Raw genomic sequence first — 23,242 nt, 5'->3', positions numbered from 1 at the left:
TCCGGTTGATTTCTCATTACTTGAGAAAATGATCGAGTTTAATATTTTGGACAAGGCAGACTGTTCAACTTTTTGGCGGAAATAAAAAATGGTTCTTCCAGAAGTATCTTGACCGCCATGTATTTGATAAAAAGCACGTGCATCGCACTGATTTAAGCCATAGCAAACATCATAAATGTGCTCTTTATTCTTAACGAGAATCTCTAAAAAAAGGATTGGTTCTAGGTTATTAGAACCGATCCTTACATAAGCCCACCAGCATCTTTGTCTTGTGTTGCCACATACACTCTGTACATTGTGAGGCAGTGGCTTGGTTGGAATTGAGATAGAAAAAATAGCCATGTACAGAAATGTTCAACGTGTTAAACCAGTTGAACATTATTTAAGGTGAACCGTACCATAAGTAAATGAGGTTTTTATCTTTGCAAAAAAAGGTTGCTTTATATGCTCGTGTATCTACAACTGAGCAAGCAGAAGAAGGATCACTGAAGTTTCAAAGATTCTAATTGCCGTTTTGCAGAACTCACTGAAGTTTATACATGTTCCTTTTCAGACTTGTAATTGCACTTTTACCATTACTGATATGTGCTGAATAGGAAACGCTACCCATAGATATCCTCCTCCTTTATCTGTTCTTCCTCCGGAGAAGTGCTGTTATCATCTTAGCTTTGCCGAAGATGATAACCCCCTAGCAGTTGCAAATTCTAAACTCTTTTCAAGAATTTAGAATCCGCCTCTCTTCATATAAAAGAGACATTGATGTTTCAGAAGGAGGTGGCGTTTTAGCCTTCGTTCCATTTTGTGTCTGGGGCTACACTTAGACACGTCGCTACGCTGTTCCCACAAGAGTCACTCAATCCAAAATTGACTGTGTTCCTTTCTTCATCTTAAAGATTGTTATAATCAAGAAGTATCAAAAGCTAAACTATAGCTTTGGATGCTCTTTTTTTGTACATAACACAGATTTTGATTTAATAACACGGATCTTACTAACCAGGGAGTTGGAATTAGAGATGAATAAGAAAGATATAGCAGTGATTCGCAAACACTTTAAGATGGATACTGATTTATTGAAAATCGCTGATATTTACAACGTATACATCCAACAGGAAAGCAGTGAGATCTATCATGAGGAGAGCCGCTCATTTTCCTTGTTGGACCGGGAGCAGCAAGAGCTGTTTCTTGCCAATTTTAAAAAGGTTTTAGGTGGGAAACTGGATGTGAAGCTGTTTGAGGTGAAGTTTCAGTGTCAGGCAGAAGAGCAAACGGACCATACGCAACGACTATTATATGAAGGACTTCAGACTGAAGATATAGGTGAATGGAAAGCGCATATGCAGCAGATCGCCTTGAAAATGGTTCAGGACAAACAATATGAAAAGGACATGGTCGTCACATTCATTCGCGGAAATTATAATAAAACAACGAAACGCAATCCCGATGAAACAGAAATAGACGTTCGGGATGAAGTATATACCACTCCTTTTATTCTTTGCAGCATGAATCAAACCGAATTGCCGAAGAGTTCACTGGTGTTTGATTTTGTCGAGAAAGAGTTTAAGTCGAGGTTGGTGACAGATCCTGTCATTAAACTGGCCTCTCCAATTGGTGGATTTCTGTTCCCTAGCTTCACGGATAACGCCGCAGACATCCATCACATCCTTTACGCAGCGAGCAAAGCGAATAAACCGGATTTCCAATTTATCGAGAATGTTTTGAACGGCAATGAAATCATGACGGCCGAGGAAGACAAAGCGGTGTTTGAAGAAATTGTCAAAGCAGTAATCGGGGATGAAGTAAATTCGAAAACCCTCGCTAATGTATATGATGAAATCAATAGTATGTTAGTGGTGGATGAAGAGTATGAGGACGACGAAGAAGAGAGTATGCCTACTTTGAATGCGAAAGAGGTTGAACGTGTGCTGAAGGCGAGCGGCGTAAAAGATGTGAGTACGGAAAAAGTGGAGCGGGCCTTTCAACAGGTGGTTGAAGACAGAACGTATGAAATGAAAGCAAGTCATATCATTCCGAGTTACGCGTCCAAGTCCATTAAGATTAGCACGAAAGTAGCGAATATTTCAATCAGCCCTCAAGACTTGAGATATGTCAAAGAGGTCAATTACAATGGCAAACGCTGTCTGTTGATCGAGGTGGAAGAAGACACGATGATCGAAGGATTTAAGCTGCTTCCGGAAGAGCTGTTGGAGTAAAAGTGAGATCTGGGTCATCCTTCAGCTGGCTATCTAAAATGGAAAAGAAATTGCTGGGAGATATAATGCTGATTCTTTAGGGTTTGTTTTGAATACTTTAGCATGGTTGGATAATAGGTTTGTATTGCAAAATCAGAATGTTGCTATTTTGGGATATTAGGATATCAAATTTATAAAAACCTCATTTAGATACACCACGGGGAACCTTACCACAAATAAGTGCGGTTTTAAATTAAATTAAATAAAAAACTAAGGCTGATTTTCTTTACTAAAAGAAAATCAGCCTTTATAAATCATATACAGATTTTTTCATGTACTTTTATTACTGAGTAGTTAATCCACCATCGATAACGAATTCTGAACCTGTTGAGTGACCGGTACCCCCTATATATAATATATGACAAAATCTGGGCTACATAGATTAGAGTGTATGGCAAACTGGGATACCGAAAAACGGCTAATTGAATGGAGAACCCTAAAAGTTTTCTACTCTCCTTCGAGCTATTGGTACTTTAGTTGAGTAAGGCACAATAAGATAGCTTTTTTTCGTATTTTATTATTTAACAATCTAGGCGCATAGATCTAATAGATCAAGCGTCTTTTTTTTGTGTCAGATTGTATTATTCTACGGACTGTTCTTGCGAGAATATATGATAACGTTAATCAAATGAATTTCATATTTATGAAATTATTTCATAATAGATTGAATTTTACTCTGATATATATTATATTATTCACGAATATGAAATTCGGGGTGAAGTGATGAATATAGGAATGGAAATAAAGAAATTGAGGACTGAAAAAGGAATTACTTTGAAAGAGTTAAGTGAAAAAAGCGAACTATCTGTTGGATTTCTGTCTCAATTAGAAAGAGGGCTTACTACCATAGCAGTGGATTCACTTGAAAAACTAGCTGATATTTTGGAAGTACATTTAACACATTTTTTTGATTATCCACTTAAAAGGAAAGATATGGTTTTAAGAAGTTATGAACAAAAAATAATGGATTCAGTAGAAGGTGGTTTTATTAAGTATAGTTTAAGTACAAATTTGGAAAGTAAACAACTTGTTCCAAGGCTTATAGAAATTATTCCTCAAAAGAAAGATGAAGAAATATTATCCTATAAGCATGAGGGAGAAGAGTTCATTTATGTTTTAGAGGGTATATTAACAGTTTACATAAATGGTAATAGGCATGAAGTATATCCTGGTGACAGTGTTCATATGGACTCAAATATTGCACACAATTGGGCTAATTACACTAATAAAATGGTCAAGCTTATAGCTGTTAATACGCCTAATTATATCTACAATAGAGGATTTGATAATACAGATGCTGACTAGTAAAGACATTATATAAAGTTAATAGAAAGTGGTAATTACAATGGATAAATTAATATTATATCTAATTGGTTCTTTTTTTGTAATCGGAGCTATTGATTATATTACCGGAAATCATTTGAAACTGGGTGGGAAATTTGAGGAAGGCATAAAGACCATGGGGGCTTTAGGGCTTGGCATGATAGGAATAATTTCATTAGTCCCTATATTTACAAATTTTTTATCTGTTGTGATTATTCCAATCTGTAGATTTTTTCATCTAGATCCCTCTATAGTTCCAGCAGCATTTTTAGCTGTAGATATGGGGGGCTATCAAATGGCTAATAAGCTAGCATTGACAGAGGAAATGGGGGCATTCTCAGGAATTATCATTGCATCTACTTTAGGAGCCACAATTAGTTTTACAATACCTGTCGCGTTAGGGATGCTTTCTAAAGAGGATGAAAAATACTTTTCTAAGGGTGTGTTGGTTGGAATTATTACTATACCAATAGGATGTCTTGCAGCAGGCTTATGGCAAAAAATAAATATCAATATATTAGTGTTGAATCTGGTCCCTATATTTGTTTTTGCCATTATTTTAGGGGCAGGATTATTAAAAGTTCCTCATGTTTTTATAAAAGTTTTTAATGTATTTGGAAAGCTTATAGTGAGTTTGAGTATTGTTGGGTTACTTTTACAAGGTATAGAAGTGATATTTGATGTAAGGCTTGTATCAGGATTAGCACCACTATCTGAATCTACTGTTATAGTAGCCAAGATCGCATTTGTTTTAGGTGGAGCATATCCTATGCTAGCGCTTATTAATCGAATTTTTAAAAATAGTTTTGAAAAAATAGGGGAGAAATTTGGAATTAATTCAGTGTCAGTAGCAGGCATTCTAGGAAGTTTAGCTAGTAATCTGCTGATATTTGGAACATATAAGGAAATGAATCCTAAAGGAAAAGTGGTATGTACTGCCTTTGGAGTAAGTGGAGCATTTGTATTTGGTGGTCAACTTGGATTTGTGTCAGGAGTAGCACCAGATATGATAGGAGCATTTATAATATCAAAGCTTACAGCCGGAATAATCAGTATAGTACTAGCCGCATGGCTGTATGACCGTGAAAGTAAAGAATTTAGTCTTAAGGAAAATGGAGGTATTAGTAATGAATATCAGAGATAGGGTCGAAAAGTTAAGGCAGCTAATGAAAGAAAATCAAATGGATGCTTATATAATTCCCAGTTTTGATGCACATCAGAGTGAATATGTAGCAGAACATTGGAAATGTAGACAATGGATATCGGGATTTACAGGGTCAGCAGGTACTGTAGTTATTACATTAGAGGATGCTGGGTTATGGACAGATGGTAGATACTATATTCAAGCTGAAGAGCAGCTTGAGGGCTCAGGAATCAGATTATTTAGAATGATGGATCCAGGGGTACCATTTTATTCAGAATGGCTAACAGATGTTCTTAATGAAGGAGGCATTGTGGGCTTTGATGGAAATGTTTTTTCAATTAATATGGTTAAAAAGATGGAAAAAGATCTAAAAGCAAAGAGAATCGCATTAAAAATGAATCAAGATTTAATTGGTGATCTGTGGGAAGATAGACCGGAGATTCCTAAAGGACCAATGTTTACTCATGACGTAAAATATGCAGGCAAATCACGAGTAGAAAAATTAAGTGAAGTAAGAGAAGAAATGAAAAATAAAGGAGCAAATTATTATATTTTAACTTCCCTTGATGACATTGCATGGCTTTTAAATATAAGAGGAGCCGATGTGCCTAACAATCCAATTGTAATAGCTAATGTAATCGTAGCAGAACATAAATGTTATTTATTTATTGATTCTTGCAAGGTTCCCGCGTTGGTTAAATTAGAACTGGAGGCTGAAGGAATCGAGTTAAAAGCGAATCATGAAATACAAACATTCTTGAGAAATCTTTCAGACGGAGATGCCGTTATTTTAGATACGAATAAAACAAATATCAGTTTATATAATGCCATTAACAGTAATACAAAGAAAATTGAAATTCCTAACATCACGACTAATTTAAAAGCTATTAAAAATGAAGTTGAGATAAAAAATTTAAAATGGTGTGAAATAAAAGATGGTTTAGCCATGGTGAAATTTATAAAATGGCTAAAAAACTCTGTAGATAAAGAAGAAATTACAGAGATTACTGCAGAAGAAAGATTAGAAGATTTCAGAAGGGGTCAGGAAGGATTTGTTGGACCTAGCTTTGATACGATAGCGGGTTATAAAGAACATGCTGCGATGATGCATTATAAAGCCAATAAAGAAACCCAATATACTCTTAAGAATGAAGGTCTTTTTTTAATTGATTCAGGCGGACAGTATTATGATGGAACAACAGATATTACAAGAACGATTGCTTTAGGAAAACTTACCGATGAACAAAAAAGAGATTTTACTTTGGTGTTAAAAGGATTTATTGCATTAAGCTCAGTAAAATATTTATACGGAGCAACAGGCTCTAACTTAGATGTTTTAGCAAGACAACCAATTTGGCAGTATGGTTTGGACTATAAATGCGGGACTGGACATGGGGTAGGTTTTTTCTTGAATGTTCATGAAGGACCACAAAGCATAAGGAATGATAATAATAATGTTATATTAGAAAAAGGCATGATTATTACGAATGAACCCGGAATTTACCTCGAAGGTAAATATGGAATTAGAATTGAAAATATGATGTTAGTAGTTGAAGACGAGAAAACAGAGTTTGGTCAATTTATGAAGTTTGAAACAATCACGTATTGCCCAATTGATTTGGCCGGTATCAATAAAGATATGTTAACAGAGAGTGAAAAGCAATGGTTAAATAATTATCATCAAGAGGTATACACAAAGCTAGCTCCTTATTTAAATGAAGAAGAGAGAGTATGGCTAAGGGAAGAAACTAGGGAAATATAAATAGGTATTGCCGAATACAAGTAATATTTATCGCCTTAAAGTATAAAATCAATGAAATTCACTAACCTTGCAGATTCATTTAAAGTACAAGTAGAAATTACAAAAGAGACATATGGCTTAAATGGAATTCTAGGTGTTTACTTTATGATTAAGTTGGATCTAATCATTGATTTTAGAGAAAAAGCAGCGATTCGAAAATAAAAAAAATTCATATAGATGTGCCACGAAGAAGCGTATCATAATGTTATTCAATAATATGGTACTGTAATGGAGCAATGAAAAATAAGCCTAATTTCTCAGCATTAAATTGAGAAATTAGGCTTTTTAATATTGAATTTTCCTTAACCATAGTAGGCTTCCGATTAAAAGGGGAAAAGTTCCATTCTCTCAAATAAAGCAAGAGTTAGTGCAGCGAATAATTAACCCCCCTCAATGAAATTATTTAATGAAAAGGGCTTATCTAACACAATAGGACAATATTTTGGGATAAATAATAAACAATAGCGAATTAATTTTAAGATTACTGAAGCAAGGAAATACGTCGATAGCTACTGGCATGTGAAAATATTTGCCTACTATATAAACCTCATTTAGATATATTACGGTGAACCGTACCATATAAATGAGGTTTTTTTGAAAGAAAATATTAGCAAATCTAATGATAAAATTTGTTTCTCCACTCTACACATGAGGAGAATGTTACAAAGTTAGTGCTGAAATAGTTGGTTTATAAAAAAGTTTGATCAAAAATACGTCTTATTAAGTTGATTTCCCCAATATAAAAGAGCCTGCTGTTGAAAAAAAGATTGATCAAAACAGGCTCTTTAAATATCTCACGAGAACGATTTTTATAAAAAAGCTTGATCATTTTCTACCTGTGTTGCTCAACAATCACGCCCGATTATTGAAGTTCGGTTTTAGACTAATCAACTTCACATATTTACTTTATGAAACTTCAAGATAAAGACTGCTGCCACGATAAGAAGGGACACCGTCAGAAAAGTAACCGCGAGCGCGTTTTGCCCACTTGCGTACAAAGCTGCGGAAGCAACAATGAACACAACCAGCTTAAGCGTAGTTCGTATGGGGAAGGAGAAGATGGGGAGCGACGCCTTCGGGGAGAGAAACATACCCCATAGAGTGGCTATGACTAGTGGCGTGGCAACCGCGAGTATAATTTTGACCGCTGCTCCTGTCTTGATATGATAACCCCAGTAACTGAACGCAGCCATTGCACCAAGCTCCAGTAGAAAGAATCCGGTGAGGACGCTAACACCTATCCATTTTATTTCCATCCGACTCTTCCTCCTAATAAAAAGAATTAAGAAACTAATGTTAATTTTTTTATATACAATATGTTTCGGCCATATTCTAAAATCCTGCCCTCTAACTTAATAAAAATTATTTAAAAATTCCGTGATTTTAGCAATCGCTTTATTCCAGAAAATGGCCCTTTAATTGAACAATACTGCTGGAGTTTAAAGGTCAAAAGAAAACCCTATATTAATACAGGGTTTTATCAAACTTTGTTATAAATTATCAATCTTTTTTACAAATTATCAAACTTTATTTTAAATCAACTGAAATAGTTCTGTGATCTTTACTCAACCAATGTGGAGTGCGGTTTACAACTGCTTTTAAAAGATTACGATGTAAAAAAGTCTCTTTGCAAATAAAATGTACTCTATAGACTAGACTCTTAAAAAATCTACCTATAGGGTGCTTTCTTTTGGTCAAGAAAATGGTGAAATTGCAGCTTTTGGATAACTTATAAGGCAGTTTGTAATTGTCCAGCTCTCGTAATTTTATATTCTACAAATACTTTCAGAGAGTATCTATTCCGACTCTACTTTGTATAGGCAGCGGCTACAATATTTACAAAAAAACATTAACTGAGGAAAGTTTTTTTATCTTTTCTATGAATATAAGAATTATTACTTCCGACTAAATATCTATTTGTTATATTAAGGTGATTGCATAAACCGAAAGCACCAAGACCATTTACTTATTTATATTTACTTTCTCTTATTATCATATTAATCAAGGATTTACATCAATCATCTAAACTTATAAGAGTAATAGATTTTATAAGGAGATGAGCAATATGAAGAGGAAAAATTTTATATTAGCAACAATGGCCACCCTTATGGTGTGTTCAGCGGCAAGCCAAGTGTCAGTACAACCAGCCTCAGCCGCTATAAACCCGTCTTGGTCACACAACTCGAAGAGCCTTGGTCCCAAAGAGTTTGATCTTCAGGCGCACCGCGGCGGACTTGGGCTCACCGTTGAGTCCACAATTGCATCGTTTTCCAAGGCCCTCGAGCTCGGGGTGAGTACACTCGAACTTGACGTGCAGATTACCGAAGACCATCAAGCAGTTATTACTCACGACCGTAAGATATCGGGTGCCAAGTGTAAAGACAAAGGCCCGGCATTTGCTGGGGACCCTGAGTACCCTTACGTTGGCAAGTATATAAAGGATCTAACTCTTGCTCAGGTACGTACGCTGGACTGCGGTTCACAAATGTTGCCGCAATACCCAGGTCAGGCCCTGAGCACTGGTGCACAGATACCACTTCTATCCGAGGTTTTCGATCTTGTCAAGCTCTACAACGCTAATAATGTCTGGATGAATATCGAGACGAAGGTGGAAGCCGGGGCACCGGAGCAAACAGCGCCACGTGAAGAATTCGTGCAGATTGTTGCCCAAGAGGTTCGTGAAGCCGGAATGCTTAACCGAGTTTCAATCCAAAGCTTCGATTGGGGTGCGCTCATGCGAATGAAAGAGGTTGAACCTCGCTTGCCCCTAATCGCACTGACTAACGGTCCTCAATTCCTGCAACCAGGTCAGCCGGGTGCATCTCCTTGGTTGGGTGGTATTGACATAGACGACTTTGGGGGAGACCTCGTTGCGGCGGCCCACTCGTTCGGCGTTGACGCCATTTCACCAGTTCATGGTTTCCCGCAGAATGGAAAAGTCACTGATGAGAGCTATGTGCCGTATGTGACAAAGAGTATGGTTCAGGATGCACACAAGTACGGCATGAAGGTCATTCCGTGGACAGTCGACGACGAGCCTACTATGGACAAGCTTATCGATGATGGCGTAGATGGAATCATCACTAACTACCCAGACCGCCTACGTGTGGTCATGGAGCAGCATAATCTTGAACTACCTAAGAGTTATTCTGCTCGCAAAGAGTAATGGAAATGAAAAATTTTATTTGGTTGAAAAAGGAACCTGAACTATAGATAGAGAATACTTACATTATAGAAACTCCTTTTATCAAGGTGGAAGAATGTCCATTTGCCTTTGGTGAAAGACAAAGTATGTAATCAATAAATAGGAGGTAATTATGGGGAGATTAGTTCATTTCGAAATTCATGTGAATGACATGGAACAGGCAAAGAAATTTTATGGAGAGGTATTTGGATGGTCATTTCAAGATTATAGTGAATATGCAGGAATGCCTTACTTTGGAGCCGTGACTGGTGATGAAAAGGAACCTGGAATCAATGGTGCTTTAATGCAACGTCAAAGTGCTCCGGCGGAAACTGGCCAAGCTTTAAATGGATTTGCTTGTACAATGGGTGTGGAAAATTACGATTTAACGGAAGAAAAAATTATTGAGAATGGCGGCAAGGTCGCAATGCCCAAATATGCCCTGCCTGGAATGGCATGGCAAGGATATTATATTGATACCGAAGGCAATATATTCGGAATTCATCAACCCGATGTGAATGCAAAATAGAATCCGTGATAGGTGAATAAAAAGGGGAGCAAGGGAGAAGTAATGGAAAAACAATATTTCCAAAATTCCTGACTGGCTTATTTACAAGGCTTGAACGGTGGGCAAAATAACTTTATGAACACAAAAAAACTGGAGCCCCAAAAGGCTCCAGTTTTTTGATTCAAATATTCTTAAACGAAGATGGCCTCGTTTTCCTTACCACTGTTCTTTGGCTTTTATTACCTGGTTGTATTTCCAATTCACTTTGCAGTCCTTTCAGCAAGGAGTAGCACATGAAGATCATAATAAGGGCAAATGGAAAAGCTGCTGCAATAGAAGCTGTTTGCAATACCTCTAATCCACCGGATATTAGCAGGACCGCTGCAACCGCAGATTGAATGATGCCCCATGTCATTTTGATTTTATTGGAAGGATTCAACGTTCCACCTTCACTCAACATGCCTAATACGAATGTAGAAGTATCCGCAACAGTTACGTAATAAATAGCCACAAGAGCAAATCCCATGATGCTTAATACGGAACTTAATGGAAGATGTTCAAAGAATGTAAAAATAGCCAATGACACATTGTCCGCTATATAGGTCGCCAGTTCATGGTTTTCTGAGTTGACTACCATATCAAGAGCGGAGCCGCCAAATATGGACATCCAAATACATGTTCCAAGTGTCGGAACAATCAATACGCCGATGACAAACTCTTTTACCGTTCTCCCCCTAGATATACGGGCGATAAACATGCCGACGAACGGTGCCCAAGCAATCCACCATGCCCAATAAAATAATGTCCATGATGCAATCCATTCTCCTTCACCAAATGGTGTCATCCTTAAACTCATTTGGACAAAATCATTAATATAGAGCCCAGAAGTATTAAAAAACACTTTAATGATCGTCAAGGTTGGACCGACTATAAGGATCAACAGCAAAATGGCGAACGATATAATCATTGCCGCGTTGGATAAGTATTGAATTCCCTTCTCCAAGCCAGTGTTGATTGAAATAAGGAAAATCACTGTAGCCACTGCAATGACAATCAGCTGGACAAACAGCGTATTTGGGGCACCGAATATGGTATGCATCCCTGCAGTAACTTGCAAGGCTCCAAGGCCAAGGGATGTTGCAATCCCAAAGACTGTTGCAAAAACAGAGAGAATATCAATCGTTTTGCCGATGGGTCCATATATTTTATCCTTCAGAATCGGATAGAAAACAGAACTGATGGCTGCAGGCAGTTTTTTGTTATATTGGCAGAGAGCAAGAGCTAGTCCAATAACCGTGTAAATTGCCCATGGATGCAAGCCCCAATGAAAAAATGTATATTTCATGGCGAGATTGGCTGAGTCAATAGTAAAGCCTTCTCCATATGGAGGGTTCGTATAGTGGGTGACCGGCTCAGCGACACTCCAGTAAACAATCCCAATTCCCATTCCTGCCCCAAACAACATGGCTAGCCAGGATGCGGTATTAAAATCAGGCCGGTCAGTCGTCTTGCCTAACCGAATATGGCCATACTTAGAAAACAGCAAATAGATGGAAAAAATCACAAAGAAAAGGGTAGAGCCGATATATACCCATCCAAGGTAATCAATGGATGCATTATAAATAGTATCGGTTACTTTGGTAAGAAGGTCTGTGAAAAAGACCCCCCATGCAATAAAGATAAGGGTTAATAATAGTGAGATGATAAAAACACTATTTTCTTTTAGCTTATTAACATTCATGGAAACCTCCAACAGAATTAAATTGTGAAACTAATATGGCAGATAAGTCCAATTGTGAAGACGAAATAAAGAATTCATTGATCAAGAAGGTTATATAGAAATTCCCATTTTTCAGTGTTCATTAACTCTTCAAGTGCCAACTCTAAATTGCCACCCAGAAATATAGTATTACCCTGTATGGCGACAACCATCGCTTCGATTGATGCATCTTTATCATTGCTTCTATACACGTCGCCTATTGATGGCAGCATATCAGCATTAAAGTTTGTCAGGTCATTTAAGCTGCTGTCATCAATATTTTGTATGTCTTGATATTCAATCGGGTTACTTTGTTCATGGCGGCCCTGAACCATCAAAAGATACTCATTATGCCTAACCCCGTTAGACTTGCTAGTAATAACACCTTTGGATTCAACGGTTGCCACTACCTCAATTTCATTTAAAGAATAATGATCCAAGTAATCAGGATTGGGGTGTGTAATTAATATGTAATCTCCTTCCTCAGCTTTTCGATCCTTGCTGAGGGTATAGATGTTTTTATTGAAAATAAAGCTATCCAGTTCCTTTGGCTGGTACTTATCTATTTCCGCCGCACTGCTTAAATGCTGTGATAAATCCCTCAATTTCATTAAATGAACAGATTTTCTATACATAGGTTTTACCGAATAAACCCTGTGTAATTCGTTCTGATAATATACAATTTGCCCTTTTCGGACCTGAAACAATTTCACATTCTCAACCTCCAAATTATTGCGCATTTAGTTATTTCTAGTTTTTTATATACCCTATTATTTTTCAGGTAATAAATGCCCATTATTATGTATTCCCCTGATGAGTACAAATTAAACAAAATCATTTCTTCGTGCAAAATATAGCTAATTCCCTGTAAAAAATGCCTGGTTATACAGAGATGCTTAAATAAAAAAACACTAGCACCTCATGTGTTATCACATACACTCCACGCATTGTGAAGCAGTAGCTTGGTTGGAATTGAGATAATAAAGTTTTTAAAATAATGTAAAAGTTCAAGCCGCAAATGGCTTGAACTTTTTTTATTAAAGCTCACGAAAGAAATGTTGGCAGGGACCATTCCGTAAAAAGGCCCCAGCAAGAAAATCACTGGAGCCTTTCCCGATCTATTAAAGAGCCTGCTTGATGACTTTCTTGGAGTACAGAACCGACAATAATCCGAAAATCGAATAAAGTGCTGTGTAGATGCCCATGACGATGAACATTGGTGCCCATAGCTCGGTCCCGAATAGGAACCATCCCGATTTGACGGCGAAGTAGCTGTGGCAAAGTCCGACGATTAAAGGAATGCCGAAATTGAACAGCTGTTTCAAGCGAATTCCTTTAAGCAAATCGCCTTGCGTAAAACCAAGCTTTCGCAGAATGGTATAGTTCGGTTTTTCTTCATCACTCTCGCCCATCTGCTTGAAGTACAGGATGCATCCGGAGGTAATCAGGAAAGTGAGCCCAAGGAATCCAACAATGAACATGGCAAGGCCCATCGTATTTTTCTGCTTGTTGCTGATATCCAGGCGGGAATCGTAAGCATCGTTGCCACTCAATCCGTTTTCCGCAAACAGTTCATTCGCACGAACAATCTCCTTTTCGTCGGCTACGTCGATGCCGATATAAAGCATGGATTCTTTTTGGATAACTGGATCTACATCATTTTTCAATCGCTCAAATACAGTCTCATCAACTACAGCGATTGGGAGTCCGCCATCCGTGAAGTACCAGGAGACGACGAAGTCCTTCTCAAGCCCTATGAACTTCTGTGGGATACGTTCTGTTTTGCCGATCAGCTCGATATTCCCTGAGTCTTTTATTTCGATAATCCGCTGGAGCAAATTGCTGGTCCCGGTGAAGACCGTTTCATCCGCAGTGACATCAATGTTTTTGACACTGCTGTCGCTGACGACAGGAATCTCCATTTCAGCTGCATTCTTCTCAAGCTCCGGCAATTCCGTCTCCATAATGTCCGATGCATTGATTTTCACTTTGATGACATCAATCAAGGTTTCATGGTACTTGATGCCTTCCGTCTCCAGCGACTGTTTAAATTTATCAGCAGCAGCTGTATCTGTCAGCGAAAAGTCAGCGGGGGAATAATCCGTTGCCGTCTTTTCTGCGGAATAGTAAGAGATATAGCTCAAGCACAGCAAGCCGATTGCCAGTGCTGAAACTGCCGTGATAATCGTTAGCAGCAAAGCGTTCGACTTCAATCGGAATTGGATTGAAGAGAGGGATAAAACCTCATGTACAGCCAAATGGCCATCTTTTTTCTTGCGGATCAAATTGGCGATAAAACTGACCGAGCCTTTATAGAACAGATAGGTCCCGATAATGACTGAAGCAAGCGTGTAGCCCATGGCAATGAGCAACCCTATCATCCCTGAGAAATCACCATCGAACAATCTGGATGATACAAAGTAGCCTGAAACAATCAAGAGTATTCCAGCAATGCCGATGCCTATTTCCAACTTGGATGTTTTCTTTACATTGCTTTCCGTGGAAGAAGTCAAAGTGAATAAGGATAGAATGCTTTGTTTTCGGATGAACAGATAATTCATCACAAGAATCAAAAGAAAAACTCCAATGAAGACAATCAATGTCTGAATGAATGCCTGCATTGAAAACTCGAGGTTAGCCGCTGTATCCACTGCTGTCACTTTAAATAAAATCATTAAGGCCAATTTAGAAAATGAAAACCCGATGAAGATACCCATTACGATTGAGCTGAAATAAAGGATGAGGTTCTCGATGCTCAGAATACGGAATATTTTCGCTTTGTTCATGCCAATCAATTGGAACAAGCCAATTTCCCGGCTTCGACGCTTAATGAAAATCGTATTGGCATACAACACGAAGATTGTGACGATCCCAATTAGCAGGAAGGAGGCTGCCCGTATGGAGGCGCCGCCTTTGACTGTGCCTTTCGTTGCATCCATCGCCGGATCATATTGAAGCGTGACGAATGAGAAATACAGTGCAACACTGAAAACGAGCGCAAATACATACAGGTAATAATTTTTGAGGTTCTTTTTCAGGTTGCGAAAAATGAGGATATTAATGTTCATTTTGCACGCCCCCTAGGACTCCTTGCGTCTTGATGATATCGTCGAAGAACGACCGTCTGGATTGCTCGCCTTTATGCAGTTGAGTATACACCTGGCCATCCTTGATGAAGATCACTCGGCTGCAGAAACTGGCCGCTGTGGGATCATGTGTCACCATCGCGATCGTTGACTGGCGCTGGCGGTTCAATTCACTCAGCTTGTTCAATAGGTCGGAAGCGGATTTTGAGTCTAGTGCACCGGTCGGCTCATCCGCAAAAATGATGCTTGGTTCATGGATGAAAGCCCGGGCAGCAGATGTCCGTTGTTTTTGACCGCCTGATATTTCGTTCGGGTATTTATGTGCAATATCAAGAATGCCGAGGTCTTGGGTCAATGCCTTAAATTTGTCTTCAGCTTCCTGTTTCGGCATTTTAGTGATTGATAGCGGCAATAGGATATTTTCTTTGACTGTTAGAGTGTCCAGCAGATTGTATTCCTGGAAAATGAACCCTAGGTGATTTTTACGGAATTCTGCTAGTTGCTTCTCTTTCATCGTAGTCATTTCGCTGCCATTAATCGTAATGGTGCCTTGGCTTACATGATCGATGGTGGATAGGACATTGAGCAAAGTAGTCTTGCCCGATCCCGATGCGCCCATGATGCTGACGAATTCTCCTTTTTGAATGCTGATGTCTATGCCTTTCAAAACTTCCTGTCTATTTACCTTGTTACCATAGCTTTTGTGGATTTTGGTTGCTTCCAAAATGTTCATTTGCCCGTACTCCTTTTGATTTGCTGTATTGATTTCATTATAAAAAGGAATGGCGTAGTAATCCTGCGATTGCCCGAACAAAAGGCAAAAGCATGTGACACTTTTGTCACATGCCCTGTAAGTTCACAAATTCATTTTGTTTCGGGAAATATAAAGTGGCAGTCGTCCCTTGCCCAAGAATGGAACGGACATCAATTTTAATGAAAAGGGGGAGAGCTGCTTTTTTAGCTAGATAAAGGCCGATGCCTGTTGATGCCTGTTCTCTGTGATTGGCAGTGGACGTGAATCCTTTGTCAAAAATCCTAGGAAGGTCTTTAGGATCGATTCCTCTTCCCGTATCATTCACTTCCAGACAGAACTGTCCTTCTTTATTGTAGCTTCGAATCAAGATGTCAGTGGCTTGACTGTATTTGATGGCATTGGTCAACAACTGACGGATAATGAAGGACAGCCACTTGGCATCACTTAGTACGTCCGTTGTCCCAAGCTGGATATCAAAACCGATTCCTTTTTGGATGCACCAGGATTGCACAGTCTTGATTTCGTTGAAAACGATGGATTCAAGATCAATATGCTCAATATATAGGTCGTTCTCGATGACCTCCAGCCGTTTTTGGTGGAGCTGCTGGTCTAGAAGAAGATGAATCCGTAGCCACTCATGGTTCAACTGGGCTTTCAGCGAGCCGTTTTCGATGCGCCCAATCATTAATTGCATGGCGGTCAATGGAGTCTTCACCTCGTGGATCCAGGAGAGGAGATCATCTTTTTCCTGCTCCAAATGGATCCGGTTCACCGACAATTCCTGCTTCAGCAAGGAGGTCTGTTCCGTGAGGCTGCGCTCCACAATTGTTTCAAAAGGGCTGGCCGGTTCAGCGACTTCCGAAAGATCGAGGCTACTTTCCCAATCTTCAAGACTTCTGTAAAATCTCGTCTCCCTGTAGTATCGAATGACGAGAAAGATGGAAAAGAACACGAGCGACAAAAACGAGACATAAAGCATGGAACCAAGAGGGATGGTGACGTCAATATATGCTATGAACAGGGATAGGATCTGCAGCGAGATGAACAGGAGGATCCAGCTAAGCCGTTCAATCAAAAAGTTACGAATCATAGTTCTCTACCTCTTCTAACGCCATGTAACCAAGTCCCACTTTCGTTTGTATGTAAACCCCAAGTCCCAATTCATCAAGGCGTTTGCGCAATCGGTTAACATTGACCGTCAACGTATTGTCGCCGATAAATCGTTTGTCGTCCCAGAGGCTGTTCATCAACTGGTCCCTACTGACAATCTTGTTCTTCTGCTCGATGAGAAGCTGCAGAATAAAGCTTTCATTTTTGGTAAGCTCGATTGATCCCAAATCATTAGAAACCGTATTCTTTTCGAAATCAAGCGCGGCACCGCACCACGTCCGTAGGCTTACTGGATCGGCATTATAGTTATAGGCACGGCGAAGTATTGCCTGGATTTTCGCGATGAGAACCTCAAAATGAAAAGGCTTTTGAATAAAATCATCCGCACCAAGTTGCATGGACATGACCATGTCCGTCGGATGGTCGCGGGAGGATAAAAAGATAATCGGAACATTTGAATGCGCCCGGATCAACCGACACCAATGAAACCCATCGAATTTGGGCAATTGAATATCAATGATGACCAGATCTGGCTTTACGGAAATGAATTCCTCCATGACATTACTGAAATCAGGGATGCCGAAAACTTCGTAGGACCACTGTGAAAGCCTGTCCTGGATTTCGTCAAACAAGGAAGTATCATCTTCAATCAACAACAATTTGAACAAGAGAATCACCACACAGCCTTTAGTATTACATAAAGTGTATAGTAAATTCTGTCAGGTTGCTAATCATATTAAGGTTCAGATATAGGAGTGTATTTTGGGAAAGAGACTTCGTTTGTGATTTGATAAGATAATTTATTAACTTCTTATATGATGTTAATATTAGGGGAAAAACTCTAAAAAGAAGGAAGTGCTAAAACGATGAATTTAGAAATGGTTATGCAGGAGCTTGAAGCCCTTGGCAAGGAACGAACTAAAAAAATGTACATATCCAATGGTGCACATGAGCCGCTTTTTGGCGCGGCTACAGGCGCTATGAAACCAATCGCAAAGAAAATAAAAATAAGTCAACCTTTAGCTGAAGAGCTTTATTCCACTGGGAACTACGATGCAATGTACTTTGCAGGCATTATTGCAGACCCAAAAGCCATGACTGAGTCGGATTATGATCGTTGGATGGATGCTGCGTATTTTTATATGCTGTCCGATTTTGTAGTTGCCGTAACTTTATCAGAGTCAGATATTGCACAAGAGGTTGCTGATAAATGGATCGCAAGCGGTGAAGAGCTAAGAATGTCAGCGGGCTTTAGTTGCTACTGTTGGCTTTTAGGGAATCGACTAGACGTTGAATTTTCAGAAAGCAAGATTTCCAATTTGCTTGATCTTGTGAAAAAAACGATTCATGATTCACCAGAACGAACGAAATCCGCTATGAATAATTTTCTATACACCGTGGGTATTTCATATTTGCCGCTTCATGAAAAGGCAGTCGATACCGCAAAGGCAATAGGAAGAGTAGAAATCAAACGGGACAAGAAAAAAAACAGTTTTCTAAATGCTTACGAAAGTATTCAAAAAGAAGTCGATAAAGGAAAGCTTGGTTTTAAACGTAAGCATGTAAGATGTTAAAATCAGCCTCGCAAAATTGGGGTGTATTATAATCTATGGATTCTTAGAGTAAAACGTTGTGGCTTGGTTGGAATTGAGAAATTAGTGTTATAGAATTTTTTAGGATAGAAATTATTATTAATTTAGTTTTAAAACTCAAGCCAAAAATGGCTTGAGCTTTTTTATTAAAGATTATTAAAGAAGTGTTTGGCTAAAAATTTCAGTTGCTACTAGACTCATCTGCCACTTCATATGTATCAACTGTATTTTTATTTAAATCAAAAGTTTTACCAAAACCAGTACAGATAGAGACGGTACCAAACATTTGCAAAACCATCTTCCCTTCATAATTTCCAGCGATAACTTTGTTTTTTGCTCTGGGGTAACTTGTCTATGGATATTCAACAACTGGAATTGTCATGCATTGTTTCTAACAGAGGGAAGATAGAATTTATCCATTCTATTTTCATGCCCCTGTGTTGAGAAAAATTCAAATCATTCACTAAAATTGCATACAAATTTAGAAACCCCCAATCATTCGGACGATTACTGGGGGCTCCTTTTGCATGGAATTTTAAAACTAGAACTCGCACAATTGCACCTAACGCAGGGACGAATAATTATCAGTGTGTCTAGTAGTTGGAAAGGTATAATGCCGTTGTAGTCTGAATATTATATCAATAGACTTGGGAGGTAATATAAATGACGGTTTTGACCAATAGAATTGTAGCTTTGAAAAACTTTGTGAATGGACAATGGGTCGATTCATTAGCAACAGAGTACTTAGATGTTCCAAACCCAGCAACAGGAGAATTGTTAGCAACAGTGCCTGTGTCAACGAAAGAAGATGTGGAACAAGCTGTCCAAGCTGCCAAATCAGCCTTTATGACTTGGCGGAAGGTTCCAGTACCAAAACGTGCTCGTATTTTATTTAAATATCAGCAATTATTAAATGATAACCATGAAGAATTAGCAAATTTACTTGTAATGGAAAATGGGAAAAGCTACAAAGAAGCACATGGGGAAGTACTCCGTGGTATTGAATGTGTGGAATTTGCTTCAGGTGCACCAACATTAATGATGGGTGAAACACTATGTAGTATTTCAGAAGAAATCGATTCGGAAATGTATCGTTACCCTTTGGGGGTAGTAGGTGGGATTACTCCGTTTAATTTTCCGATGATGGTTCCTTGTTGGATGTTCCCACTCGCAATTGCATGTGGAAATACATTTGTATTAAAGCCATCGGAACGCACCCCGATCCTAGCAAACAAACTCGCAGAATTGTTAGCGGAAGCTGGTCTTCCAGATGGTGTATTTAACATTGTTCATGGAACTCATGATGTTGTAAATGAATTAATTGAAAATCTAGATGTAAAGGCAATTTCATTTGTTGGTTCTCAACCTGTTGCCAAGTATGTATATGAAAAATCAGCCTCACAAGGGAAAAGAGTCCAAGCTCTATCCGGGGCGAAAAACCATCATATTGTCATGCCTGATACGGATTTAGAAAAAGCCGTTCAAAATGTTCTAAGTTCCTCTTTTGGAAGTGCTGGTCAACGATGTATGGCATGTAGTGCCGTTGTATTAGTTGGACATCAAGAAACATTTGTGAATGCTCTAAAACAAAAAGCAGATGAAATGAAAGTAGGTTATGGGATGGATGAAGAAGTCCTGCTCACACCTGTTATTCGTCATTCTCATCGTGAAAAGATAGTTGGTTTAATTGAGCAAGCGGTAGAAGAAGGAGCAACTCTTGTTCGTGATGGAAGACTTGAAATGGGTGACCATCCAGATGGCACATTCCTTGGAGCAACTATTTTTGACAAAGTGACCCCTGAAATGATGATTGCTAGAGAAGAACTGTTTGCTCCAGTTTTAAGTATTCTTCACGCAAAAGATTTAGACGAGGCACTTGAGATTGTTAATAAATCAAAGTTTGGAAACTCAGCAACCATTTATACACAGGATGCAAAGGCAGTGCGCCAATTCCGTGAAGATGCAGAACCAGGTATGCTCGGTGTCAATGTAGGCGTGCCGGCTCCAATGGCATTCTTTCCTTTTTCAGGAGCAAAGGATTCTTTTTACGGAGATTTGCATGCAAATGGAAAAGACGGTGTTCAATTCTTTACTCGTAAAAAAGTGATAACATCTCGCTTTATGTAAAAAGGTTTCTGTCTTATTTGAAAGGAGTTGTTAGTATGAAAACGGAACAAAAGAATCAGTTAGAAGAAAAAGATGAAAAATACCTTTGGCACTCGATGAAAAAATATAATCCTTCTACAATGGTTGTAAAATCTGGCGAAGGTGCATGGATTACGGATACAGCTGGGAACAGGTATTTCGATGGAATGTCTGGGTTATGGTCAGTGAACGTTGGCTATGGAAGAAAAGAATTAGCGGAGGCTGCATACGAACAGCTTCAAGAATTGCCTTATTACCCTTTAACACAAAGCCATCTTCCTGCAATTAAATTAGGGGAAAAGTTAAACGAATGGTTAGGCGATGAGTACGTTATTTTCTTTTCAAATAGTGGTTCAGAAGCGAATGAAGCAGCGTTTAAAATTGCGAGACAGTATCATCAACAAAAAGGGGACCATGGACGATATAAGATCATTTCACGTTATCGTTCGTATCACGGGAGCTCAATGGCAGCGCTGTCAGCGACAGGTCAGGCTCAGCGGAAATACAAATATGAACCTTTGGGACAAGGGTTCTTACATGTCACTCCACCCGACAGCTATCGCTTTCCTGAGTATCATACGGCAAAATCATTTAGCAAAGCATGTGCAGAAGAAATTGATCGTATGATGAAATGGGAACTATCCAACACCATTGCTGCCGTTATCATGGAACCGATCATTACAGGTGGTGGTGTTCTTATTCCAGATGATGATTATATGAAGCAAGTGAAAAGCATTTGTGAAGAAAACGGAGCCTTACTAATTTGCGATGAAGTCATTTGTGGATTTGGTCGTACTGGTAAGCCTTTTGGTTTTATGAATTACGATGTCAAGCCAGACATTATTACAATGGCAAAAGGTCTAACAAGCTCCTATCTTCCCTTGTCTGCAACGGCTGTGAAACGTGAAATCTACGAAGCGTTTAAAGGGACAGATGACTATGATCATTTCCGCCATGTAAATACTTTTGGAGGAAATCCTGCTGCGTGTGCTGTAGCCCTTAAAAACTTAGAAATCATTGAACGAGAAAACCTGATTGAACAATCAAGTCGACTTGGGAGTCGTTTATTAAGTGAATTAGATGAACTATATAATCATCCTAATGTGGGGGATATCCGTGGTAAGGGATTATTAGTCGGAGTGGAGTTAGTAGAGGATAAAGATTCGAAAAAACCACTAGAGCTGAAAAAAGTGAATGAAGTGATTTATGCGTGCAAAGCAAAAGGACTTATTATCGGAAAAAATGGTGATACCGTAGAGGGATATAACAATGTTCTTACTTTAGCTCCACCGATGAGCATGACTGAAGATGATTTTACATTCCTTGTTAAAACGTTTAAGGAAGCCATACTTTCACTATAAAGTTCGTTTATTTATCTATTTATACTAGTAATCTTCCTTATTTTAGCCTTAGTCGGAGAACGATTAAGGCTTTCTGTTATTTCCTCTTAGATACTTCATCATGGTTTCTTCTAAAGTAAAGATTTTATTCTTCGATGCCTTATCCGTTTAACAACAAAATGAATTTTTTCTTATCATTCTAAAATTGAAAAAGGGGATTTTTTATATGACTAATAAAGTAAAAATCGGTTTGATTCAAGCATCCAACGATGTTCATGGAAATGAACCTGTTAAGCTTCATAAAGAAAAAGGGATAGAAAAGCATATCCAATTAGTAAGAGATGCTGCAGCTAAAGGTGCTCAAATTATTTGTCTGCAGGAAATATTTTATGGACCATATTTTTGTACAGAACAAAATCCGAAATGGTACGAAGCAGCAGAAGAAGTTCCAAACGGACCGACGACGATTCGATTCCAGGCTCTAGCTAAAGAATTAGGTGTGGTTATTATTTTACCAATTTATGAACAAGAAGGTATTGCCACTTACTACAACACAGCAGCGGTCATTGATGCGGATGGATCCTTTCTAGGCAAATACCGCAAACATCATATTCCACAAGTCAACGTTGGGAATGACGGTAATGGATTCTGGGAGAAATATTACTTTAAGCCAGGGAATTTGGGTTATCCCGTCTTTGATACGCAGTTTGCAAAAGTTGGCGTATATATTTGTTATGACCGCCATTTCCCAGAAGGTGCAAGACTATTAGGTTTGAATGGCGCTGAAATTGTATTCAATCCTTCAGCGACTGTGGCGGGACTATCGGAATATTTATGGAAACTAGAACAGCCAGCTCATGCAGTTGCCAATGGTTATTATGTAGGGGCAATTAACCGTGTAGGAACAGAAGCACCTTGGAATCTAGGGGAATTTTATGGACAATCCTATTTAGTTGATCCAAGAGGAAATATGGTGTCAATCGGTAGCCGAGATCAAGATGAAGTTGTAATTGGCGAAATGGACAAGGAACTGATTAGAGAAGTACGGAACACTTGGCAATTTTTCAGAGATCGCCGACCAGAAACATATGGAGCAATGTCAAGCATTAATAAGTAATACCGATCAATTTTGCTAATAGATAAGAAAGTTTATGTTTTTACTAGATACACCTTCGAACTTGGTGCAGCTATGTCTAGCTCCAAGCGCCAGCTCGCGGGCCCCTTTGTGGGGTCAGAAAGGCGATTCG

At 38.8% G+C, this 23,242-nt stretch carries 18 protein-coding genes and 1 pseudogene; 12 read left to right on the top strand and 7 right to left on the bottom strand.

Annotated features, from left to right (window positions below; translation table 11 throughout):
* The 6 genes and pseudogenes from C8K15_RS16375 to C8K15_RS20420 all read left to right on the top strand — a co-directional run.
* Positions 1 to 85 (top strand): annotated as a pseudogene (locus C8K15_RS16375) (iron chaperone); the annotation flags it as partial.
* 928 nt (positions 86 to 1,013) lie between these two features.
* Positions 1,014 to 2,210 carry a DUF4317 domain-containing protein gene (locus tag C8K15_RS16370; RefSeq protein WP_108587437.1) on the top strand — a complete coding sequence of 399 codons (1,197 nt, stop codon included), beginning with the start codon at positions 1,014 to 1,016 and terminating at the stop codon, positions 2,208 to 2,210.
* A 762-nt stretch (positions 2,211 to 2,972) separates the two neighbouring features.
* A complete protein-coding gene (locus tag C8K15_RS16360; RefSeq protein WP_108587436.1) occupies positions 2,973 to 3,554 on the top strand; it encodes a helix-turn-helix domain-containing protein in 582 nt (193 codons plus the stop codon).
* Between the two features lie 40 nt (positions 3,555 to 3,594).
* On the top strand, positions 3,595 to 4,716 hold the full coding sequence (eutH, locus tag C8K15_RS16355) for an ethanolamine utilization protein EutH (protein ID WP_108587435.1): 1,122 nt from the start codon (positions 3,595 to 3,597) through the stop codon (positions 4,714 to 4,716).
* The gene (locus C8K15_RS16350; protein ID WP_108587434.1) at positions 4,700 to 6,478 is read left to right on the top strand and encodes an aminopeptidase P family protein; all 1,779 of its coding nucleotides are present in this window, start codon (positions 4,700 to 4,702) and stop codon (positions 6,476 to 6,478) included. The genes eutH and C8K15_RS16350 overlap by 17 nt, the downstream gene beginning before the upstream one ends.
* Before the next feature lie 51 nt (positions 6,479 to 6,529).
* A complete protein-coding gene (locus tag C8K15_RS20420) occupies positions 6,530 to 6,679 on the top strand; it encodes a hypothetical protein (RefSeq protein WP_158268345.1) in 150 nt (49 codons plus the stop codon).
* Between the two features lie 731 nt (positions 6,680 to 7,410).
* Here C8K15_RS20420 and C8K15_RS16345 read toward each other — a convergent pair.
* Positions 7,411 to 7,773, bottom strand: a complete 363-nt coding sequence (locus C8K15_RS16345) for a YrdB family protein (protein WP_108587433.1) — start codon at positions 7,771 to 7,773, stop codon at positions 7,411 to 7,413.
* An 809-nt stretch (positions 7,774 to 8,582) separates the two neighbouring features.
* Here C8K15_RS16345 and C8K15_RS16340 point away from each other — a divergent pair.
* Together C8K15_RS16340 and C8K15_RS16335 are read left to right on the top strand one after the other, a co-directional pair.
* A complete protein-coding gene (locus tag C8K15_RS16340) occupies positions 8,583 to 9,683 on the top strand; it encodes a glycerophosphodiester phosphodiesterase family protein (RefSeq protein ID WP_108587432.1) in 1,101 nt (366 codons plus the stop codon).
* A 151-nt stretch (positions 9,684 to 9,834) separates the two neighbouring features.
* Entirely contained in the window at positions 9,835 to 10,230 is a 396-nt protein-coding gene (locus C8K15_RS16335) for a VOC family protein (RefSeq protein WP_108587431.1), read from the top strand.
* Between the two features lie 160 nt (positions 10,231 to 10,390).
* Here C8K15_RS16335 and C8K15_RS16330 read toward each other — a convergent pair whose 3' ends face one another.
* From C8K15_RS16330 to C8K15_RS16305, 6 genes are all read right to left on the bottom strand, one after another.
* Positions 10,391 to 11,950, bottom strand: a complete 1,560-nt coding sequence (locus tag C8K15_RS16330; RefSeq protein WP_108587430.1) for a glycine betaine uptake BCCT transporter — start codon at positions 11,948 to 11,950, stop codon at positions 10,391 to 10,393.
* Positions 11,951 to 12,024: 74 nt separating this feature from the next.
* Complete coding sequence (locus C8K15_RS16325) at positions 12,025 to 12,681, bottom strand: hypothetical protein (RefSeq protein ID WP_108587429.1); 657 nt, start codon at positions 12,679 to 12,681, stop codon at positions 12,025 to 12,027.
* Positions 12,682 to 13,089: 408 nt separating this feature from the next.
* Positions 13,090 to 15,036 carry an ABC transporter permease gene (locus C8K15_RS16320; RefSeq protein WP_108587428.1) on the bottom strand — a complete coding sequence of 649 codons (1,947 nt, stop codon included), beginning with the start codon at positions 15,034 to 15,036 and terminating at the stop codon, positions 13,090 to 13,092.
* Positions 15,026 to 15,787 carry an ABC transporter ATP-binding protein gene (locus C8K15_RS16315; protein ID WP_108587427.1) on the bottom strand — a complete coding sequence of 254 codons (762 nt, stop codon included), beginning with the start codon at positions 15,785 to 15,787 and terminating at the stop codon, positions 15,026 to 15,028. Before C8K15_RS16315 ends, C8K15_RS16320 begins: the two co-directional genes overlap by 11 nt.
* A gap of 106 nt (positions 15,788 to 15,893) precedes the next feature.
* A complete protein-coding gene (locus tag C8K15_RS16310) occupies positions 15,894 to 16,898 on the bottom strand; it encodes a sensor histidine kinase (protein ID WP_108587426.1) in 1,005 nt (334 codons plus the stop codon).
* The gene (locus C8K15_RS16305; protein ID WP_108587425.1) at positions 16,888 to 17,586 is read right to left on the bottom strand and encodes a response regulator transcription factor; all 699 of its coding nucleotides are present in this window, start codon (positions 17,584 to 17,586) and stop codon (positions 16,888 to 16,890) included. The genes C8K15_RS16310 and C8K15_RS16305 overlap by 11 nt, the downstream gene beginning before the upstream one ends.
* Positions 17,587 to 17,784: 198 nt before the next feature.
* On the opposite strand from C8K15_RS16305, the gene C8K15_RS16300 reads away from it, so the two are divergent.
* The 4 genes from C8K15_RS16300 (at position 17,785) to C8K15_RS16285 (ending at position 23,112) form a co-directional block, all read left to right on the top strand.
* Entirely contained in the window at positions 17,785 to 18,492 is a 708-nt protein-coding gene (locus C8K15_RS16300) for a DNA alkylation repair protein (protein WP_108587424.1), read from the top strand.
* 681 nt (positions 18,493 to 19,173) lie between these two features.
* Complete coding sequence (locus C8K15_RS16295; protein WP_108587423.1) at positions 19,174 to 20,637, top strand: CoA-acylating methylmalonate-semialdehyde dehydrogenase; 1,464 nt, start codon at positions 19,174 to 19,176, stop codon at positions 20,635 to 20,637.
* 35 nt (positions 20,638 to 20,672) lie between these two features.
* Positions 20,673 to 22,016, top strand: coding sequence for an aspartate aminotransferase family protein (locus tag C8K15_RS16290; RefSeq protein WP_108587422.1), 1,344 nt, complete (start codon positions 20,673 to 20,675; stop codon positions 22,014 to 22,016).
* Between the two features lie 205 nt (positions 22,017 to 22,221).
* Positions 22,222 to 23,112 carry a nitrilase-related carbon-nitrogen hydrolase gene (locus C8K15_RS16285; RefSeq protein ID WP_108587421.1) on the top strand — a complete coding sequence of 297 codons (891 nt, stop codon included), beginning with the start codon at positions 22,222 to 22,224 and terminating at the stop codon, positions 23,110 to 23,112.
* Positions 23,113 to 23,242 lie beyond the last annotated feature (130 nt).

Origin of the sequence: Paenisporosarcina sp. OV554 (genome assembly GCF_003058165.1) — a bacterium.
GTDB lineage: Bacteria > Bacillota > Bacilli > Bacillales_A > Planococcaceae > Paenisporosarcina.
The sequence above is the reverse complement of the archived record's forward strand: the minus strand, read 5'-3'. Positions and strand labels throughout refer to the sequence as shown.

What these genes read in the sequence shown, in the direction of transcription:
- C8K15_RS16370 (WP_108587437.1), top strand. Translation starts at nt 1,014, where the DNA reads ATGAATAAGAAAGATATAGCAGTGATTCGCAAACACTTTAAGATGGAT.
- C8K15_RS16360 (WP_108587436.1), top strand. Translation starts at nt 2,973, where the DNA reads ATGAATATAGGAATGGAAATAAAGAAATTGAGGACTGAAAAAGGAATT.
- eutH (WP_108587435.1), top strand. Translation starts at nt 3,595, where the DNA reads ATGGATAAATTAATATTATATCTAATTGGTTCTTTTTTTGTAATCGGA.
- C8K15_RS16350 (WP_108587434.1), top strand. Translation starts at nt 4,700, where the DNA reads ATGAATATCAGAGATAGGGTCGAAAAGTTAAGGCAGCTAATGAAAGAA.
- C8K15_RS20420 (WP_158268345.1), top strand. Translation starts at nt 6,530, where the DNA reads ATGAAATTCACTAACCTTGCAGATTCATTTAAAGTACAAGTAGAAATT.
- C8K15_RS16345 (WP_108587433.1), bottom strand. Translation starts at nt 7,773, where the DNA reads ATGGAAATAAAATGGATAGGTGTTAGCGTCCTCACCGGATTCTTTCTA.
- C8K15_RS16340 (WP_108587432.1), top strand. Translation starts at nt 8,583, where the DNA reads ATGAAGAGGAAAAATTTTATATTAGCAACAATGGCCACCCTTATGGTG.
- C8K15_RS16335 (WP_108587431.1), top strand. Translation starts at nt 9,835, where the DNA reads ATGGGGAGATTAGTTCATTTCGAAATTCATGTGAATGACATGGAACAG.
- C8K15_RS16330 (WP_108587430.1), bottom strand. Translation starts at nt 11,950, where the DNA reads ATGAATGTTAATAAGCTAAAAGAAAATAGTGTTTTTATCATCTCACTA.
- C8K15_RS16320 (WP_108587428.1), bottom strand. Translation starts at nt 15,036, where the DNA reads ATGAACATTAATATCCTCATTTTTCGCAACCTGAAAAAGAACCTCAAA.
- C8K15_RS16315 (WP_108587427.1), bottom strand. Translation starts at nt 15,787, where the DNA reads ATGAACATTTTGGAAGCAACCAAAATCCACAAAAGCTATGGTAACAAG.
- C8K15_RS16310 (WP_108587426.1), bottom strand. Translation starts at nt 16,898, where the DNA reads ATGATTCGTAACTTTTTGATTGAACGGCTTAGCTGGATCCTCCTGTTC.
- C8K15_RS16300 (WP_108587424.1), top strand. Translation starts at nt 17,785, where the DNA reads ATGAATTTAGAAATGGTTATGCAGGAGCTTGAAGCCCTTGGCAAGGAA.
- C8K15_RS16295 (WP_108587423.1), top strand. Translation starts at nt 19,174, where the DNA reads ATGACGGTTTTGACCAATAGAATTGTAGCTTTGAAAAACTTTGTGAAT.
- C8K15_RS16290 (WP_108587422.1), top strand. Translation starts at nt 20,673, where the DNA reads ATGAAAACGGAACAAAAGAATCAGTTAGAAGAAAAAGATGAAAAATAC.
- C8K15_RS16285 (WP_108587421.1), top strand. Translation starts at nt 22,222, where the DNA reads ATGACTAATAAAGTAAAAATCGGTTTGATTCAAGCATCCAACGATGTT.